The organism is Salinarchaeum laminariae (genome assembly GCF_023204835.1).
Lineage (GTDB): Archaea > Halobacteriota > Halobacteria > Halobacteriales > Salinarchaeaceae > Salinarchaeum > Salinarchaeum laminariae.
The window spans coordinates 2,419,236-2,435,271 of the sequence record NZ_CP096270.1 but is presented as its reverse complement, the minus strand read 5'-3'; the positions used below and the strand labels follow the sequence as shown (position 1 = coordinate 2,435,271).

At 63.5% G+C, this 16,036-nt stretch carries 19 protein-coding genes; 11 read left to right on the top strand and 8 right to left on the bottom strand.

From position 1 onward, the window contains the following. The first annotated feature begins 63 nt into the window (after window positions 1–63). Entirely contained in the window at window positions 64–954 is an 891-nt protein-coding gene (locus tag MXF70_RS11480) for a decarboxylating 6-phosphogluconate dehydrogenase (RefSeq protein ID WP_248515773.1), read from the top strand. Between the two features lie 25 nt (window positions 955–979). Here MXF70_RS11480 and MXF70_RS11475 read toward each other — a convergent pair whose 3' ends face one another. Then, the gene (locus MXF70_RS11475) at window positions 980–1,594 is read right to left on the bottom strand and encodes a DJ-1/PfpI family protein (protein WP_248515772.1); all 615 of its coding nucleotides are present in this window, start codon (window positions 1,592–1,594) and stop codon (window positions 980–982) included. 120 nt (window positions 1,595–1,714) lie between these two features. On the opposite strand from MXF70_RS11475, the gene MXF70_RS15265 reads away from it, so the two are divergent. The 3 genes from MXF70_RS15265 (at window position 1,715) to MXF70_RS11460 (ending at window position 4,597) form a co-directional block, all read left to right on the top strand. Continuing rightward, a complete protein-coding gene (locus MXF70_RS15265; protein ID WP_259370354.1) occupies window positions 1,715–2,293 on the top strand; it encodes a 2Fe-2S iron-sulfur cluster-binding protein in 579 nt (192 codons plus the stop codon). A gap of 204 nt (window positions 2,294–2,497) precedes the next feature. Continuing rightward, complete coding sequence (locus MXF70_RS11465; RefSeq protein ID WP_248515771.1) at window positions 2,498–3,922, top strand: MATE family efflux transporter; 1,425 nt, start codon at window positions 2,498–2,500, stop codon at window positions 3,920–3,922. A gap of 258 nt (window positions 3,923–4,180) precedes the next feature. Then, complete coding sequence (locus MXF70_RS11460; RefSeq protein WP_248515770.1) at window positions 4,181–4,597, top strand: thiol-disulfide oxidoreductase DCC family protein; 417 nt, start codon at window positions 4,181–4,183, stop codon at window positions 4,595–4,597. A 129-nt stretch (window positions 4,598–4,726) separates the two neighbouring features. Here MXF70_RS11460 and MXF70_RS11455 read toward each other — a convergent pair whose 3' ends face one another. Together MXF70_RS11455 and MXF70_RS11450 are read right to left on the bottom strand one after the other, a co-directional pair. Further along, window positions 4,727–4,972, bottom strand: a complete 246-nt coding sequence (locus MXF70_RS11455; RefSeq protein WP_248515769.1) for a hypothetical protein — start codon at window positions 4,970–4,972, stop codon at window positions 4,727–4,729. 93 nt (window positions 4,973–5,065) lie between these two features. Continuing rightward, entirely contained in the window at window positions 5,066–5,821 is a 756-nt protein-coding gene (locus MXF70_RS11450; RefSeq protein ID WP_248515768.1) for a DICT sensory domain-containing protein, read from the bottom strand. A 141-nt stretch (window positions 5,822–5,962) separates the two neighbouring features. Here MXF70_RS11450 and MXF70_RS11445 point away from each other — a divergent pair, with 141 nt between their 5' ends. The 5 genes from MXF70_RS11445 (at window position 5,963) to MXF70_RS11425 (ending at window position 12,190) form a co-directional block, all read left to right on the top strand. Then, window positions 5,963–6,847, top strand: a complete 885-nt coding sequence (locus tag MXF70_RS11445; RefSeq protein WP_248515767.1) for a hypothetical protein — start codon at window positions 5,963–5,965, stop codon at window positions 6,845–6,847. 99 nt (window positions 6,848–6,946) lie between these two features. Next, a complete protein-coding gene (locus MXF70_RS11440; protein ID WP_248515766.1) occupies window positions 6,947–7,531 on the top strand; it encodes an NAD(P)/FAD-dependent oxidoreductase in 585 nt (194 codons plus the stop codon). Between the two features lie 250 nt (window positions 7,532–7,781). Next, window positions 7,782–8,723, top strand: coding sequence for a ring-cleaving dioxygenase (locus tag MXF70_RS11435; RefSeq protein ID WP_248515765.1), 942 nt, complete (start codon window positions 7,782–7,784; stop codon window positions 8,721–8,723). Between the two features lie 137 nt (window positions 8,724–8,860). Further along, window positions 8,861–9,448, top strand: coding sequence for an AsnC family transcriptional regulator (locus MXF70_RS11430; RefSeq protein ID WP_248515764.1), 588 nt, complete (start codon window positions 8,861–8,863; stop codon window positions 9,446–9,448). Between the two features lie 87 nt (window positions 9,449–9,535). Further along, entirely contained in the window at window positions 9,536–12,190 is a 2,655-nt protein-coding gene (locus MXF70_RS11425; RefSeq protein WP_248515763.1) for a heavy metal translocating P-type ATPase, read from the top strand. Between the two features lie 69 nt (window positions 12,191–12,259). Here the strand turns inward: MXF70_RS11425 and MXF70_RS11420 are convergent, their stop codons facing one another. Beyond that, window positions 12,260–13,045 carry an MOSC domain-containing protein gene (locus MXF70_RS11420; protein ID WP_248515762.1) on the bottom strand — a complete coding sequence of 262 codons (786 nt, stop codon included), beginning with the start codon at window positions 13,043–13,045 and terminating at the stop codon, window positions 12,260–12,262. Between the two features lie 187 nt (window positions 13,046–13,232). On the opposite strand from MXF70_RS11420, the gene MXF70_RS11415 reads away from it, so the two are divergent. Further along, window positions 13,233–13,514, top strand: coding sequence for a DUF7967 family protein (locus MXF70_RS11415; protein ID WP_248515761.1), 282 nt, complete (start codon window positions 13,233–13,235; stop codon window positions 13,512–13,514). 34 nt (window positions 13,515–13,548) lie between these two features. On the opposite strand, the gene MXF70_RS11410 is transcribed toward MXF70_RS11415, so the two are convergent. After that, window positions 13,549–14,262 carry a TVP38/TMEM64 family protein gene (locus tag MXF70_RS11410; RefSeq protein WP_248515760.1) on the bottom strand — a complete coding sequence of 238 codons (714 nt, stop codon included), beginning with the start codon at window positions 14,260–14,262 and terminating at the stop codon, window positions 13,549–13,551. A gap of 80 nt (window positions 14,263–14,342) precedes the next feature. Between MXF70_RS11410 and MXF70_RS11405 the strand changes: the two genes are divergently transcribed. Beyond that, window positions 14,343–14,780, top strand: a complete 438-nt coding sequence (locus MXF70_RS11405; RefSeq protein WP_248515759.1) for a pyridoxamine 5'-phosphate oxidase family protein — start codon at window positions 14,343–14,345, stop codon at window positions 14,778–14,780. Between the two features lie 16 nt (window positions 14,781–14,796). Here the strand turns inward: MXF70_RS11405 and MXF70_RS11400 are convergent, their stop codons facing one another. From MXF70_RS11400 to MXF70_RS11390, 3 genes are all read right to left on the bottom strand, one after another. Continuing rightward, window positions 14,797–14,946, bottom strand: coding sequence for a DUF7557 family protein (locus MXF70_RS11400; RefSeq protein ID WP_248515758.1), 150 nt, complete (start codon window positions 14,944–14,946; stop codon window positions 14,797–14,799). An 81-nt stretch (window positions 14,947–15,027) separates the two neighbouring features. Next, entirely contained in the window at window positions 15,028–15,207 is a 180-nt protein-coding gene (locus tag MXF70_RS11395) for a hypothetical protein (RefSeq protein WP_248515757.1), read from the bottom strand. Window positions 15,208–15,213: 6 nt separating this feature from the next. Then, window positions 15,214–15,633: a universal stress protein gene (locus MXF70_RS11390; RefSeq protein WP_248515756.1), complete on the bottom strand. Its 420-nt coding sequence runs from the start codon at window positions 15,631–15,633 to the stop codon at window positions 15,214–15,216. Window positions 15,634–16,036 lie beyond the last annotated feature (403 nt).

Genomic DNA, 16,036 nt, shown 5'->3' with positions numbered 1-16,036 from the left:
TGGAGTGAGCAGCGAACGCAGTGAACCGGAACCACTACCTGCCGGCACCCCGCAGCCCGGGACATGTACGTAGGCGTCATCGGTCTGGGTCGGATGGGGCAGATCGTCGTCGATCGGCTACTCGACGCCGGTCACGACGTCGTCGCGTTCGACATCGACGAAGAGGCAGTTGCCGACGCTGTCGACGCCGGGGCCGAGCCAGCGGAGTCGATCCCCGACGTCGCCGACGCGCTAGGCGAGGACGCGCGTATCTGGCTCATGGTCCCCGCCGGGGATCCCGTCGACGCTGCGCTGTCCGAGCTCGACGGGCACGTCGACGGAGACGATGTGATCGTCGACGGCGGCAACTCACACTTCGAAGCGTCCGTTCGGCGCGCCGATGCCACGGACGCCGCGTATCTGGACTGTGGGACCAGCGGCGGTCCCGCGGGAGCCGAACTCGGTTTTTCGCTGATGATTGGCGGCCCGCAGTGGGCGTACGACGAACTGGTGCCGGCGTTTGACGCCGTCGCGACCGGGCCCGACGGCCACGATCGAATGGGACCCGTCGGATCGGGTCACTACGTCAAGATGGTTCACAACGGGGTCGAGTACGCGCTCATGCAGGCCTACGGCGAAGGGTTCGAACTGCTCGCCCGGGGTCGCTACGATCTGGACCTCGAATCCGTCGCGCGGACCTGGACCAACGGTGCCGTGATCCGCTCCTGGCTCCTCGACCTCTGCGAGGAAGCGTTCCGCGAGGAAGGCTCCGATCTGGGCGACGTTGCCGACCACGTTGAGGGCGGCTCGACCGGTACCTGGACCGTGCAGGAAGCTCTCGAGCAGGAAGTGCCGGTCCCGCTCATTTATCAGGCGCTGGCGGAGCGCTTCGATAGCCGCGAGGATCGGTTCGCCCGCAAGCTTGCGAACCGCCTGCGGTACGGTTTCGGCCGTCACGAGATCGTTCGGGAGTGACGACGACGGCGACGACCTGCGAGGGTTACGCTTCGACGACGTCGTCGGAGCGATCGAACTCCATTGCTGCAGCTACTTCCTCGGCGAGGTCCGCTCCCCAGAGTCGTTCTGTGAGCCAGCATCCCAGATCGAGACCTGACGTGACGCCGCCGGCAGTGACGACGTCTCCGTCGTCCACGACGCGCGCGTCGACCACTTCGGCGCCCGCTGCTCGAAGATCGTCGATCGCGCCGTGATGCGTGGTCGCCGGTCGTCCGTCGAGCAGGCCCGCCGCTTCGAGGATCATCGCCCCCGTACAGACCGAAGCCACGACCGCGCCCTGTTCGTGCGCACGACGGACCGCCTCTGGTAGATCTCCTGACTCGACTTCCGCTCGGGCCCCGGCGTCCGCACCATCGTTCCAGCCACCACCCGGCACCACGACTACGTCTGCGTGATCGGAGAGCGAGCCCTGTGCAGCGATCGTCAGATCGTGCGCCCCGGTCACGTTCGTCGCTCCGTCGAGTGTGACGAGATCCACCGCGGCGGTAGCGCCACCGTCCACCGCGTTCTCGAGGACCTCGTACGGGCCGAGTGCGTCGAGTTCGTCGAATCCCTCGAAGACGACGATCTCGATGGACGACCGGTCGCTGGAACTCATAGACCGGCCCTTGCTTCGCATCGACAAAAAGACTCGGTGCGATCTGATCCGAACAGCTTCGGGGCGACGCGGTCAGCGGATCACAATGTAGATAAACCACCGTTTCGAACGCCCATGCAAATGGAACTCGGTCTGCCCCTTGCGGTCGGGCTCGGTCTCACGGTGCTCACCGTTCTGGTGCACTTCTCCCGCGGGACCGGCTGGTCGGCCAACGAGGACATCTCACAGGCGGTGCTCGAACAGCGCGCGCAGTCAGTCCCCGAGACCGACTTCCCGGAGCCGTCGAACCGGACCTTCGGCGCGGGCGGCGGTGGCGCCGTCGCCGTCGGCGAGGGTGAGGAGGGTGCCGAGCTCGAGGAGGGTGGTGAGGATGATGGGGCCAGCCCCGGAGACATCCCCGACGACGAAGTCGAGTATTTCGACGTCGAGTTCGTCAAAGAAGGCGAGACGATCGAAGTCTCGAACGACGAACCGCTGCTCGATCAGGGCGAAGACGAAGGCTGGGACCTCCCCTACGCCTGCCGAGAAGGCCAGTGCGTCTCCTGTGCAGGTCACATCCCCGATGGCGACGCGCGAGACTTCGTCGAACACGACGATCAGGAGATGCTCGACGATCCCGAACTCGAGGATGGATACGTCCTGACCTGCGTCGCCTACCCGCGTGCTGACTTCTCGCTCGAGACAAGCGAGTCGCCCTGAGCGGTCGGAACTGCGCTTTTCTTCGTCCGACGTTTCTGCTGTCGCCAGCATCGCAGAGCCGCCAGTTCGTTCTTCGAATCGACGCCGCTGAGGAACCCCTGCTGAGATTGCAGTCACCGACTGGTTTCTGACGGGCGTGTGCCCTGTGTCTGGTCCCCACACCTCCCACTACTTTCATACCCGAACCCTCGGTAGCTGGACGGTGTGTCGCGACAGTCGAACCGCGAGAATCTGACAGGCGGTGGGCTGGCTCGCCCGCTTTTCCGGTTGGCGTGGCCGATCGTCATCATCCAGCTCCTGCAGGTCACCTACAACATCGCGGACACGATTTATCTGGGCTGGTACGATCCGACGTCGGTCGCTGCGATCAGCCTCGCCTTTCCCCTGCTCTTCCTGATCATCTCCGTAGCTGGCGGATTCACCACTGCCGGCTCGATCCTCGTCGCGCAGTACACAGGTGCAGAGGGGGAGCGATCGGCGGGGAGGGTGGCCGGCCAGACGCTGGCGTTCGTGGGGACGCTGTCGGTGGGACTCGCGATCGTGGGCTTTCTCATCGTGGATCCGGCGCTGGGGTTCCTCCCAACGGACGCCGAGACCGGCGAGGAGGTCGTCCCGCAGATGGCGGCGTACCTGAAGGTCCTCTTCGTTGGGCTGCCCGCTATCTTCGGCTTCTTCGTCTTCTCGGCGCTCATGCGGGGCTACGGCGACACCCGGACGCCGATGCGGATCATGGTTGGCTCAGTTGCGCTGAACGTCGTCGCAGACCCGATCCTCATCTTCGGGCTCGGACCCGCCCCGGAGCTCGGGATTGTTGGCGCCGCGATCGCCTCCATGGGCGCACGCGGGCTCGCCACGATCGCGGGTCTCTACGTCCTCTTCCGGACGAATCGCGGCCCGGCGATCACTCGCAAGGATCTCCCCTTCGATCTGGATGTCATCCGCCAGATCCTCCGGATCGGCGTCCCGAGTGCGCTCGAGCAGTCGATGGCCGCCGTCGCAATGGTCACGCTGACCGTCATGGTTGCGCAGTTTGGCCCGCCGGTCGCAGCTGCGTACGGCGTCGGTAACCGCCTCGTCTCGCTGGTCTTCCTCCCAGCGATGGGCGTCGGGCGCGCGACGAACACGATGGTCGGGCAGAACCTCGGCGCGAACAAGCCCGATCGCGCGGCCAAAGCCGTTTGGCTCGGCGTCGGCGTCGCCGGCGGGGTGATGGCGCTGGTCGCAGTGGTGGCGGTGCTCATCCCCGAGCCGATCGTGAAGGCCGTCCTCGGTGCGGACACCGAGCACACCGCGGAGTCGATCCGGCTGGGCACGGAGTATCTCCGGATCCGCTCAGTGGAGTTCCTGTTCATCGGCGTGATGCAGGTAATCCTCGGCGGGTTCCGCGGTGCGGGCAACACCCGCACCGCTCTGGGGATTTCGTTCGTCACGCTGTGGGTCGCCAGAGTGCCAACAGTGTACTATCTCGCGATCGTCGCGGGTTGGGGTGCCACCGGCATCTGGGTCGGGATGACGATGGGCCACATCCTCGGGACGCTGGTAGCAGTGCCGTGGTTCCTTCGTGGCACCTGGAAGCAGGCGGTCGTCGATTCAAACGATTCGCGGGCTCCCGAACCGGCGGAGGGGTAGCTACGGACGCGTTCGTGTTTCGATAGCTGCTACCATCGTGGTAGGCTCGTCACTCAGTGGATCCATCCCCTGGTTCCGGACCAGAATCGTAGTCCCGGCTCCCTGGTCGGCCAGCGTCGTGGGCGCGGATCGCCGAGTGAAGATTTCGACCCTGTCAGTCTCATTTCACTCAGTTCCAATGGTACGAACTGCCTCTGGCCATCGATCACGTCCGGGCCATCGCAACACTCAACCGACCGAGTCACCTCGTTTCAGCCGATGACGGCGGATCCCACGACCGAGCAACACGTCATTCTCTTCGATGGGGTCTGCAATCTCTGCAGTGGGTTCGTCCAGTTCGTCGTCCCCCGAGATCCGGACGGAACGTTCGCGTTCGCGTCACTCCAGTCCGACGTCGCCGACGATCTACTGGCTGATCACGACGTGGATCCGAACGCCCTCGAATCAATCGTCCTGATCGAGGGCGATACGGCCTACGTCAAGTCGGACGCAATTCTGCGAATCGGCTACCATCTCGGCCTCCCCTACCGCCTGGGGTGGCCGTTCCGGTTCGTCCCCCGTCGGTTCCGGAACTGGTGGTACGACGTGGTCGCCGAGCGCCGGTATCGGTGGTTCGGCAAGAAAGACCGCTGCATGGTGCCGGAAGGTGACCTCCAGTCGCGGTTTCTGGACTGAGATAGTTCACGTCTCTCACTATCGTTCTGTACGAAGCGCGACTGATAGCGCAGCAGCACAGTTGGGATCCTATGCGTGGCTGCTCGAAGATGAAACATTCGCACGAACGAACCGATCAGGGTGACATGATCAGTCCGAGGAGGACGAGGATCGCAGTCCGCTGACGCGGCTCGAACTTCGTTCTTTCACGTCGTCGATGCGTTCGCGCGCGGAGAGGCGCGTCTCACCGAAGGCAGCGCCAACCATTGCACCGAGTGCGGCTCCGGAACTGGCTGCGTTTCGGCTGAAGAGACCACCGAGGCCACCACCGATCGCCGCGCCCATCGCTGCGTACCGTGCTCGACTCAGCGCCCGCTTGATTCTACTCGGGGACATTACCAGATAGTAAGCGCGAGAACGGAATAAAGGTATGGTTGAGTGATCCCAGCGTCTGGGCTATCGGACGTGAGAGTAGCCTCTCAGTTGCTCTCACAGTGTACGTTCGATATATCGCTCGATTCGCTGGACGCGGACGGGATCGTACGTCCAGAATCCGCTCCACGTCCGCGGTTCGATCTCGTACGCGACGAGAGCGATCGAACCGTCGGTCCCGTCGGGTGGATTGAACAGTACGAACCAGCTTCGTCGGAAGTCCTCTGTTTCGCCAGCGTGGACGATCCCGCGGAGGTCCTTGGGAGGCAAGTCCTCGGCGGTGCCATAGAGGTGCACGTCGAGATCCGTGTCGACGAGTGATTCGTACACCTTGCGAGTACCTATTTCGTCCTGAATGCGACCGAGCTCCTGGAAAGACGCCCGGAGCGTACCGTCTCCTGCTTCCCAGGCACGGCGTTCGATCAGCCTGGAAATAGCGATCAACACGAGCTTCTCCCGGTCAGATTCCGGGTACCCGCGCAGACGAAACGGGTGTTCGTCCATCGCCATGAGCACCTCCGGAATGACGACGTCCTCTAGCTCCCGCGTCCCAGTCCGATAGATATCCGAGTTGACGTACAACAGATGATCCCCGATCTCTGCCATCGGAGATCGAGCGACGACGGTCCCGTCTTCGACGAGCAAAAGGAGATCCGTCTCCGCATCGGCGGCTTCGCGCTCGATCGTGGGAACGTCCCGCTCGGGGAACGTCGCCCCGAGAAGCGACGTTACCTGCTCGGGCTCGGTCCTGTTGAGCACCACGAGCGTTCGATCCTGCTCGGGGAGCTCGTCCACGAAGGACTCAAGCGTCACAGAGGGACGTTGACGATTTTGCGGTCTAAACGTTCTGGCCGTGGTGACAGCTCTGCGGTCGGCCGGGACGACCATCGTCACGATGTCCCGGGTAGTTACCGATACGAATACCTTTTGTGACCCCTCTTCGAAGCGATTTCCATGGCTGATTTGGACGATGCCCTCCCAGCACAGCGATTTCTCGAACGTGACTGGGACTACTGCATCGTCCTCGACGCGTGCCGATTCGATCGTTTCGAGGCCCACTACGAGGAGTATTTCGTCGGGAACCTACAGAAGTTCCTCAGCCCCGGTTCCTCGACGCCAGAGTGGGCATATCGGACCTTCACCGGAGATCACGACATCGCCTACTTCTCGAGCAATCCGTTCATCAACGGGCTCGGAATCCCCCTCAACGAACTCAAATGGGGCGCTAGCTGTGACTACCCCTGGACGGCGACGGACCACATCGAAGACGTGATCGACGTCTGGCAGGACGGCTGGGACGACGATCTCGGCACGGTGCCACCGGACGCACTCGCCGAGTCGCTGGCCACGCACCGCGAGCTTGCAGAGGACGCCGAGCGAGTCGTGTTACATTACATGCAGCCCCACGCACCATATCTGGACAGGGGGACAGGTGGCAAGCTTTCGACGATCAAGGAAGCCTTCGAAGCACAGGGGGAACGGGCCGACGACGCGGAGCCCGGCGTCATCGAGCGTATCAGTGACCGTGTTCGTCCCACGGTCGAGTCGGCACTGGACGGCAACTCCTTCGCGCAGAAAGTGGGTATGTGGCTCGAACTCGACAAGCGGAATCTCCTCCGCTCGGGCACTCGGGAGGCGGCGTTCGACCACTACGACCGCAACCTCGAGATCGCACTCGATTCCGTCGTGGAGCTGATTCCCGAGCTCGATGGCGACGTCGTCGTCACGGCAGATCACGGCGAGGCCTTCGGCGAACAGGGCGTCTGGGAGCACCACATCGAGACGCCGATTCCACCGCTGATCGAGGTCCCCTGGATCGAGGTCGAAGACGTCGTCTAGATCCTGCTTACACCCTTCGTTTCGTCCCAGGAAACGAGCTCGCCCCCACCGTCTTCGCCGTGGCAAACGTCTATAGCATTGACAGCCCATTCTCGAGTCATGACGCACGTAATCGTCGTCGGAGGCGGCCCAGCCGGGCTCACCGCTGCACTGTTCGCCGAGAAGAATGGCCTCGAGGCAACGGTCTTCGACACCGACGAGACGTGGATGCACAAGGCGCATCTGTTCAACTATCCAGGCGTCGGCTCGGTCGACGGCTCCGCGTTCATGGAGACGCTCCGGACGCAGGTCGACAGCTTCGGCGTCGAGCGCAAGCAGGGCGTCGAGGTGGCCTCTGTCTCCGACACCGGCGACGGATTCGACGTGGAGACAGACGACGGCGAACTGCACGAGGGCGATTACGTCGTCCTGGCGACGGGCGCAAATCGCGATCTCGCGGAGTCGCTTGGATGCGAGTTCGACGGGGACGTCGTCGACGTCGACGTGACGATGGAGACCAGCGTCGAGGGCGCGTACGCGACGGGTGCGATGGTCCGCGCCGAGGAGTGGCAGGCCGTCATCTCCGCAGGCGACGGTGCATCGGCTGCCCTCAATGTCCTCTCTGAAGAGATGGGCGAGCACTACCACGACTTCGACGTGCCGGCTGACGCCGAGCAAACGTTCGGCTCCTTCGGCGAGGAGTGAAGCGTCGTCGATATGGCAGATCCGCTGGGGCGGCCAGTTGCCAGCCCAAATTCGGCGCGAGGGATTCTCGGCATCGAATCGTAGCCCGTCGTTGAGATCAGCCAATCGCGGTGCTCGGTCGGAAATTGCTGGGATGGGTGGCGTATCCACGTCGCCTATCCACGCCGAGTCTCTCGAGGATCGCGCTCCCTGGCGCGACGAAAGCGGCAACGGCCACACCGTTAACGTCGTCCGACGCCTGATACAACTCATGCCAACCGATATTCCTGGGATTCACCACGTGACGGCCATCGCTGGCGACCCTGGACGAAACCTCGAGTTCTACACGCAAACGCTGGGCCTCCGTCTCGTGAAACGGAGTGTGAATCAGGACGACGCCGGCACGTACCATCTGTTCTACGGCGACCACGGCGGATCTCCGGGGACCAGTATGACCTTCTTCCCGCATCCCAACGCCCGCTCCGGGACGATCGGGAACGGTCAGGTCTCGACCACGCAGTTCCTGATTCCCGGCGATTCCGTCGACTACTGGACGGATCGGCTCGACGAGGCGGACGTCGAGGTTACGGGGCCAAGCGAGCGTTTCGGTAACACCGTCCTCGCCTTCGACGATCCAGATGGACTTCCCCTCGAACTGGTCGCTCGCGACGACGCGATTGCCGGCGATCTCCCGGACGGTCCAGTCCCCGATGAGCACGCAATTCGGGGGTTCTACGGCGTCTCGCTAGCGCTTGCTCGCGGCCGAGCAACGAAAAATCTCCTCGAGACGATGGGCTTCGAGCCCGGCGAGACAGAAGACGAACGGCAGCGATTCGTGGCCGGCGGCGACCTCGGATACGTCGTCGAAGTTGTCGAGGACGAGTCGCGATCGGCAGGAACGCAGGGAGCAGGGACAGTTCACCACGTCGCGTTCCAGGTAGCTAGCGTGGAGCAGGCGGAGTGGCGCGAGATCCTGCAGGATCATGGTCTTCGCCCGACAGAGATCATCGACCGCAAGTGGTTCGAATCGGTCTACGCCCGGACCGCTGGCGGTGTTCTCTTCGAGTTTGCAACGAAAGAGCCCGGTTACACCGTCGACGAACCGCTCGATGAACTGGGGGAGCATCTCGTCCTCCCGGAGTGGCTCGAGGACCGCCGCGAGGAGATCGAGGCACAGCTACCGCCGCTGGACGTCAGCAAGAGCGCGGACTGAACTGGATCGACAGTGGACTGTGGCCCGATCGAACTGCCACGATACCGAATTTTGATTCCAAGTGGTGAGGGGAATCTTCCTTGCTCTCGAAACTGGACTGCCATAGATCTATGTGGCACGAGGTCGAACCTCGCTGTGTGCACGAACTCGACGATACTGATCTCGAGATCCTCGAACTGCTCGGCGAGGACGCACGTCGACCGTACAGCGAGATCGCCGACCAGGTTGGGATGTCCGGGCCTGGGGTCTCCGATCGCGTCGATCGACTCCGCGAGGCCGGCGTGATCGAACGGTTCACCGTCGACCTCGACCGGTCACAGATCCGTGGCGGTTCGCCAGTGCTCGTCCAGGTCTCTGACGGTGGTGAATCGGTGGAGCGGCTGCAGGAGGATCTCTCCAGTGCAGACGCCGTCGAGCACGTGTTCGTGACCGCTGCTGGCGACCTCACGTTCATCGCGCGTCCTCCAGAGGGATCGGTCCGAGAGTGGCTCGACGACCGACTCGATCTCGGGACAGTGACCGTCGACGTTACGCTGCTCGACGAGGTGAACTGGACCCCGTCGATCGGTGGTACCGCCTTCGCGCTTGCGTGCGCCGAGTGTGGCAACACCGTCGACAGCGAGGGGGAGCAAGAGACAATCGACGGTGATCGGTACCACTTCTGTTGTTCTTCCTGTCGCTCACAGTTCGTGGAGCGTCACGATCGGATCGCCGAAGAGGCCTGAATCGCTTCGAACGCGAGATTCGGGTCCACTAGTAGTTTGGATTTCGAGGGACAACGTGCCTAAAGGAGGAACCCCTATTAGCTAGCAATGACGAATAGGACTACGCACCTCACGATTACCGGGATGAGCTGCGCGAACTGCTCGCAGACCATCACCGAGCGCGTCGAGTCACTCGACGGCGTCGAGCGCGCCGACGTCAACTACGCCACCGACGAGGGCTCCGTCGAGTACGATCCCGACGCCGTCGCGCTCGGGGAGATCTACGACGCGATCGATGCGGCTGGCTACGGCGCCGTCGACGAGTCCCGCTCGATCGCGATCACCGGCATGAGCTGTGCGAACTGCGCGGACACCAACGAGGACGCGCTGGGCTCCGTTCCTGGTGTCGTCGACGTCGACGTGAACTACGCCACGGACGAAGCGTCGGTCCGCTACAATCCCAACGACGCCGACCCTGAGGACCTCTACGACGCCATCGAAGGCGCTGGTTACTCGCCGGTCCGTGAGTCCAGTAGCCATGCTGGTGGTGAATTAGGTGAGGCCGGCGACGGTGCCGAGGATGGGGGAGCCGCCGACGACGGGCGATCCAGCGCCGACGCCGCTCGAGACGCAGAGATTCGCAAACAGCTACGGCTGACGCTGTTCGGAGCGGCGCTCTCCATACCGTTCCTGCTCTTCCTATTCGATCGGTTCGTTCTCGGCGGGAGTTTCGTCCCCGAGACGCTGTTCGGCGTCGAGTTCGGCTGGCTCGAGTTCGCGCTCGCGACGCCGGTCCAGATCGTACTCGGACGGCCGTTCTACAGGAACTCCTACAACGCGCTCGTCAACAACCGTCGCGCCAACATGGACGTGCTCATCGCGATGGGCTCCTCGACGGCGTACGTTTACAGCGTCGTCGTCCTCCTCGGCCTGATCGCGGGGAGCCTCTACTTCGACACTGCCGCGCTCATTCTCGTGTTCATCACGCTCGGGAACTACCTCGAGGCCCGTTCGAAGGGCCAGGCCAGCGACGCCCTGCGACAGCTTCTCGAGATGGAGGCCGACACGGCGACCCTCGTCGACGAGGACGGCAACGAAGAGGAGGTGCCACTCGAAGACGTCGAGGTTGGCGATCGCATGAAAATCCGTCCCGGCGAACAGATTCCCACCGACGGCGTCGTGGTCGATGGATCGTCGGCCGTCGACGAGTCGATGGTCACCGGCGAGTCCGTTCCCGTCGAGAAATCAGACGGAGACGAGGTCGTGGGCTCGACGATCAACGAGAACGGCGTGCTGATCGTCGAGGCGACCAAGGTGGGCGAGGACACGGCGCTCCAGCAGATCGTCGAGACCGTCAAGGACGCGCAGTCCCGCCAGCCCGAGATTCAGAATCTCGCGGACCGCATCTCCGCGTACTTCGTTCCGATCGTGATCGGAAACGCTCTCTTCTGGGGTGCTCTCTGGTTCCTCTTGCCAGATCTCGTCGGCGGATTCGTCGGTGCACTACCCGTCTGGGATCTCGTGGGTGGCGGTCCCGAGTCCCTCGGTACCTTCGAGTTCGCAGTCGTCGTCTTCGCTTCCGCGGTGCTGATCGCCTGCCCCTGCGCACTCGGGCTCGCGACGCCCGCCGCGACGATGGTCGGGAGCACGCTTGGCGCGAAAAACGGCGTCCTGTTCAAGGGCGGGGACGTCCTCGAACGTACGAAAGACGTCGATACCGTCGTCTTCGACAAAACCGGGACGCTGACCACGGGCGAGATGCAGCTGACGGACGTCGTCACGGCGGAGTCGATGGCCGACGGAGCGGACGACGGGGCCGCTCCGGACGGCGGTGCGGTCGCCGGAGAAGCCGAAGATCGGTCGTCAGTCGACGAGGACGAACTGCTCCGGCTCGCTGCGAGCGCCGAGAGCGGAAGCGAACACCCACTCGGCCAGGCGATCGTCGAGGGGGCACGCGACCGCGATCTGGACGTCACCGATCCCGAGTCGTTCGAGAACGTCGCCGGTCAGGGCGTGACTGCCACAGTCGACGGGCACGAGGTCAGCGTAGGCAATCATCGACTGATGGAGAGCGACGACGTCGACGTCAGTGGTGCAGAGGAGACGATGGATCGCCTCGAGTCCGAGGGCAAGACGGCGATGTACGTCGAGATCGACGGCAGGCTTGCTGGCGTGCTCGCCGACTCGGACACGATCAAGGAGTCCGCGAGCGACGCCGTCGCCGCACTCCAGGATCGCGGCCTCGACGTGATGCTCATCACCGGCGACAACGAGCGGACGGCCCGTGCAGTCGCGAGCGAGGTCGGCATCGACCCCGACAACGTTCGGGCGGAGGTCCTGCCGGAGGACAAATCCGACGCAGTCGAGTCGATCCAGTCCGGGGGCCGGAAGGCGATGATGGTCGGTGACGGCGTCAACGATGCTCCCGCACTCGCAGTAGCTCACGTCGGGACGGCGATTGGCTCCGGAACGGACGTCGCAATCGAGGCTGCGGACGTCACGCTAATGCGCGACGATCCGCTCGACGTCGTGAAGGCGATCCGGATCTCGGAGGCGACCCTTCAGAAGATCAAGCAGAACCTCGTCTGGGCGCTCGGCTACAACACCGCGATGATCCCGCTCGCGTCACTCGGGCTGCTCCAGCCCGTCTTCGCTGCTGCAGCGATGGCAATCTCCTCGGTGTCGGTGCTCACGAACAGCCTCCTCTTCCGCCGGTACACGCCCGACCGGGATTACCGGCTGTTTGGCTTCCTGCGACGGTAAGTTCGAGTCTTCGTTTTTGAGCAGTGGTGCTGTACCGTCCGCTTCTTCGTTCGTTTGAGGACACTCGGTCTACGCATCCGCCGCAATGAGTTCCACGTCGTCCCCGACGGTGATGGAGTCGCCGCGATCCGCGTCGTCGACGGACGCGATCACCATCACGGTGTAGAAGTGATCGAAGGCCGCGGAGTCGGCCCAGTCGGGGAACGTCTCCTGGCGTTTCTCGACGAATCGCTGCTGGAACCCTTCGATCGCCTCCCCACCGTCAGGATCGCGACTCGGCACGACACACCGGCCACAGGGAGTGACCCCCTCGATGCGAACGTCTCCAATACGGACCGCCGGTGCGGCCTCGCCGACGAGACGATCCTCCCAGAAGGCTGGAACGCCACCGATCTCGATGTTCGCACGGAGACGCCGTCGAGCGCCGTCCAGAGATACGCCGTCGAACCAGGACGCGACCGTTTCGAGGGTCGCGGTGCTGATCACCGAGGGCCCCATCTCCGGACGGTCGACGAATCCGGTTGTGTCGTTCCGTTCCAGCGTGCAGTCCACAGAGAAGATGGATCCGAATAGCTCGGCGGCACCCTCCGATTCGGCCGGTAACTCGAACTGCTGGGCGAGCCCATCGACTGCTGGGCCGCCTACAGTGAGCGCTCCTTCGTCGGGATCGTAGGCCGTCTCGACGTCGTGCACGAGCGGCGTTCGCTTTCCGTTGACGACGTCGCCGTCACCGTCGTATATCGCGTACTCCCGGTCGTGTTCGAGTGTGCCGCCCTCGAGGATCTTCGCCCGGGCCAGGGGGCAGCGATCGAGCCCTTTCACCGGGTAGGCGTCGATCCGTTCGACGTGCGCCATCGAGTCGACAATGCAGTGCGCACCGATTAGAGTTTGTCCCGAATCGGAATCGGTGGACGTTCGTCGATGTTGAGGGCCGCTGGCTCGGACCGACGACGGCATCCGACGGTGACCTCTCTGGTCCCGAATCGGTGTCTTGGTAGATCCGCCCCCAGTTTATTGATGATGGTAGGTGAACCACCACCCGATGACCGAAGCGGACGACGCCGTACGAGTCTGGCTGGTGGAACGAACCTACTCTGACGACGAGCAGAACCTGGTGATACTCACCTATGCGACCCCGGACGGTGAGCAGTATTTCCGCAAAGAGCGTGCGCTAACGTCGTTCAACGACGTTCGGGACACGACTGCGGCTGTGGACGCGGAGCCCGACAATCTCGGGCCCGTCGAGGATCCAGAACTGCGAGAGCGGTACGCGGACGAAGCGACGCGGATGGCGAACGAACACGATCCGGAACACGTGATCTGAGACGCGCATCGATTCCCTCGTGCTCCCCGTGGATCTACGACGCCGAATCGTCGGTTCGGAGGATCGACAGCAGCCGGCCGCGGTAGACGTAGCCGAGTACTGATGCCCCGAGCAAGACTACTGCGAGCATCGTTGCACCGACGAAATCGCCGCTGCCGAGTCGATCGCCGAAGACGTTGATCAGGAAGAATCCTGGCGCCCGACCCACGAGCGCAACTGCGACGAGCTTCCGTAGCTTCAGGTTCGTGAGTCCGCCCACGAAACAGAGCACGTCGTCGGGCAACCCCGGAATCAGAAAGAGAACGAAGAGCGTCGCGAGAACGTTATCCTCTCCGATTGCATCGAAGGTTTCCACGATTTCGGGATGGACGATCTCTTCGACGTAGGAGCGGCCGTACCGACGGGAGAGCCAGAACGCCGCAGTGCTCCCGATCGCGATACCGATCATGTTGTAGAACGTCCCCAACCAGGCGCCGAAGAGATAGCCAGCGACAATGGCGAGCACCTGCCCCGGGATCGGCGCAATGAGTACCTGCAGCGCCTGGAGGACGATCAACGCGAGCGGTGCGAACACGCCGAAACTGGCGACGAACTCCCGGGCGTCGTCGGGATCGAGCAGGAACTCGAATCGATCGACGACGAGCAATCCGGCCGCAAGTACTACGACCGCCGCGACGACGGCGTGAAAGAAGAAACGCCGACGAGCCGTCCCGGAACTGAACACTTGTGGCGACCGGGTGATCCCCATACAGAGAACAGTCTGGCCATGCGCACATGTCGTTTCGGATCGACGACCCACTTTTTGCAGTTCGGGCCGAAGGACGTGGTATGGTTCCCGACGCTCCAGCGGAGATGACGGCCGAGGACCGGTCAGCAGTGCTCGGTACCGGTGGTGTGGGTGTCCTCTCGCTCTCGACGGATGGATCCGATGCGCCACATGCCGTGCCCGTCTCCTACGGGTTCGACCCAGTCGAGGAGGTGTTCTACTTCCGGCTCTCCACTCGACCAGGGAGCACGAAAGGAGAGGTCGACGGCCGGTCGGCGAGTGTCGTCGTTCACGGAGACGACGGTGACGGTCACTGGAGCGTCGTCGCTCGAGGGACGCTCGTATCCACGGACGAAGCGTCGGTCTCCAACGAGTCCCTGGCGGGGTTGGACCGGGTCAACATTCCACTCGTCGACGCGTTCGACGCACCGATAGAGGAGATTACCTTCGCGTTCGTCCGACTCGACCCCGATTCACTGACCGGACTCCGTGTCGACTGAGGGCTGTACTACTGCGTTACTCCGAGTATCCTTCCTGGAGGAACGTACCCTCGGTCTCGTAGACGGTGAGGAGCTCCTCGATGAACTCAGCGTGGGATTCGCCCTCCTCGCGGTAGTCGTCGATTCGCTCCCAGACGTCGTCGTCGAGTTCGATGGTGTGGGGCATGGGGATCGCTCCGACATTGTGTAGGGGTTCCACCCGTATCAATCGGTCCCCGTACGGGAGCGTCTGGAGAACGAACCGACGCTACGTGGCATCGAGCAACGCGATCGCGGCCTCGCCGGAGGTCTCCCTGAGGTCCTCGTAAAACTGGCCGACTGCGGAGAACGACGTTGGCGAGTGTCCCCGATCCACGAGCGCCGTCCCGAGCGCTCTACCGTCTGCCTGACGATCTGCGAAGCCGCCCTGCCCTCGTTTGTCGTTCACGCGATCTCAGACGACGAACACGGGTCGCCCCGCATTCGAGACGACTCGGTCGGTGACCCGCCCGAGGTGGCTGGGGTCGGAGTGTGAGTGGCCCTGGTAGCCGACGACGATCATGTCCGCGTCGATGGCGTCACCGTATTCGACGATCTCGTCCGACGGCCGCCCGTGCGAACAGCGCGTGAGAACGTCGATGCCGAGCGACTCGGCGCGGTGCGCGACCTCGTCGAGCTGTTCCTGCCCCCAGGCCTCGATCTCGTTGGTCGCGAGCTCGGCGCTGCTAAGGGCCGGCTCCGCGAAACGCTCGGTGTCGACGACGTAGAGTGCGTGGAGCTCCGCACTGGTCTGCTGGGCGAGTTCGAGCGCGTGCGTCACTGCTCTGGTCGCCGAGCCACTGCCGTCTGTCGCCAGAAGGATGGTTTCGTACACGCCGTCGTAATTGGGCGAGCACGCCAATTAGTAGCACGTGCGTTGTCCATAGATACGGTCACCGTAGCAGAGCGCAGAGAACGTATTGTGGCGAGGACGCAGGGCTTACCAGCAACAATGGATGTGATACTGGGCCGCGGTATAGCTTCGAGCGACCGATCAGATCGGCGTACCGACCGAATGATCGCGCGTACCGAGTGGAGCCGCAAGCTACGCCAAAGAGGTGGCCAGTAGCTGGCAACGCCGTTATTTGGCCGTTGACGTTGGAATAGGCGCCGTGAACGTTCGCCGTCGCGATGGCATCGCTCTGGCCATACAGTGCTGCCAGGCCGTTGTGGGTCCCAGACCCTCTCGCCCTCCCCGCCCGTTCCGAACAGGGGCGAGTTCGGCTCTCTTCGGCGAG

What these genes read in the sequence shown, in the direction of transcription:
- MXF70_RS11440 (WP_248515766.1), top strand. Translation starts at nt 6,947, where the DNA reads ATGACGCACGTAATCGTCGTCGGAGGCGGCCCAGCCGGGCTCACCGCT.
- MXF70_RS11415 (WP_248515761.1), top strand. Translation starts at nt 13,233, where the DNA reads ATGACCGAAGCGGACGACGCCGTACGAGTCTGGCTGGTGGAACGAACC.
- MXF70_RS11455 (WP_248515769.1), bottom strand. Translation starts at nt 4,972, where the DNA reads ATGTCCCCGAGTAGAATCAAGCGGGCGCTGAGTCGAGCACGGTACGCA.
- MXF70_RS11475 (WP_248515772.1), bottom strand. Translation starts at nt 1,594, where the DNA reads ATGAGTTCCAGCGACCGGTCGTCCATCGAGATCGTCGTCTTCGAGGGA.
- MXF70_RS11445 (WP_248515767.1), top strand. Translation starts at nt 5,963, where the DNA reads ATGGCTGATTTGGACGATGCCCTCCCAGCACAGCGATTTCTCGAACGT.
- MXF70_RS11405 (WP_248515759.1), top strand. Translation starts at nt 14,343, where the DNA reads ATGGTTCCCGACGCTCCAGCGGAGATGACGGCCGAGGACCGGTCAGCA.
- MXF70_RS11480 (WP_248515773.1), top strand. Translation starts at nt 64, where the DNA reads ATGTACGTAGGCGTCATCGGTCTGGGTCGGATGGGGCAGATCGTCGTC.
- MXF70_RS11400 (WP_248515758.1), bottom strand. Translation starts at nt 14,946, where the DNA reads ATGCCCCACACCATCGAACTCGACGACGACGTCTGGGAGCGAATCGAC.
- MXF70_RS11460 (WP_248515770.1), top strand. Translation starts at nt 4,181, where the DNA reads ATGACGGCGGATCCCACGACCGAGCAACACGTCATTCTCTTCGATGGG.
- MXF70_RS15265 (WP_259370354.1), top strand. Translation starts at nt 1,715, where the DNA reads ATGGAACTCGGTCTGCCCCTTGCGGTCGGGCTCGGTCTCACGGTGCTC.
- MXF70_RS11425 (WP_248515763.1), top strand. Translation starts at nt 9,536, where the DNA reads ATGACGAATAGGACTACGCACCTCACGATTACCGGGATGAGCTGCGCG.
- MXF70_RS11435 (WP_248515765.1), top strand. Translation starts at nt 7,782, where the DNA reads ATGCCAACCGATATTCCTGGGATTCACCACGTGACGGCCATCGCTGGC.
- MXF70_RS11410 (WP_248515760.1), bottom strand. Translation starts at nt 14,262, where the DNA reads ATGGGGATCACCCGGTCGCCACAAGTGTTCAGTTCCGGGACGGCTCGT.
- MXF70_RS11420 (WP_248515762.1), bottom strand. Translation starts at nt 13,045, where the DNA reads ATGGCGCACGTCGAACGGATCGACGCCTACCCGGTGAAAGGGCTCGAT.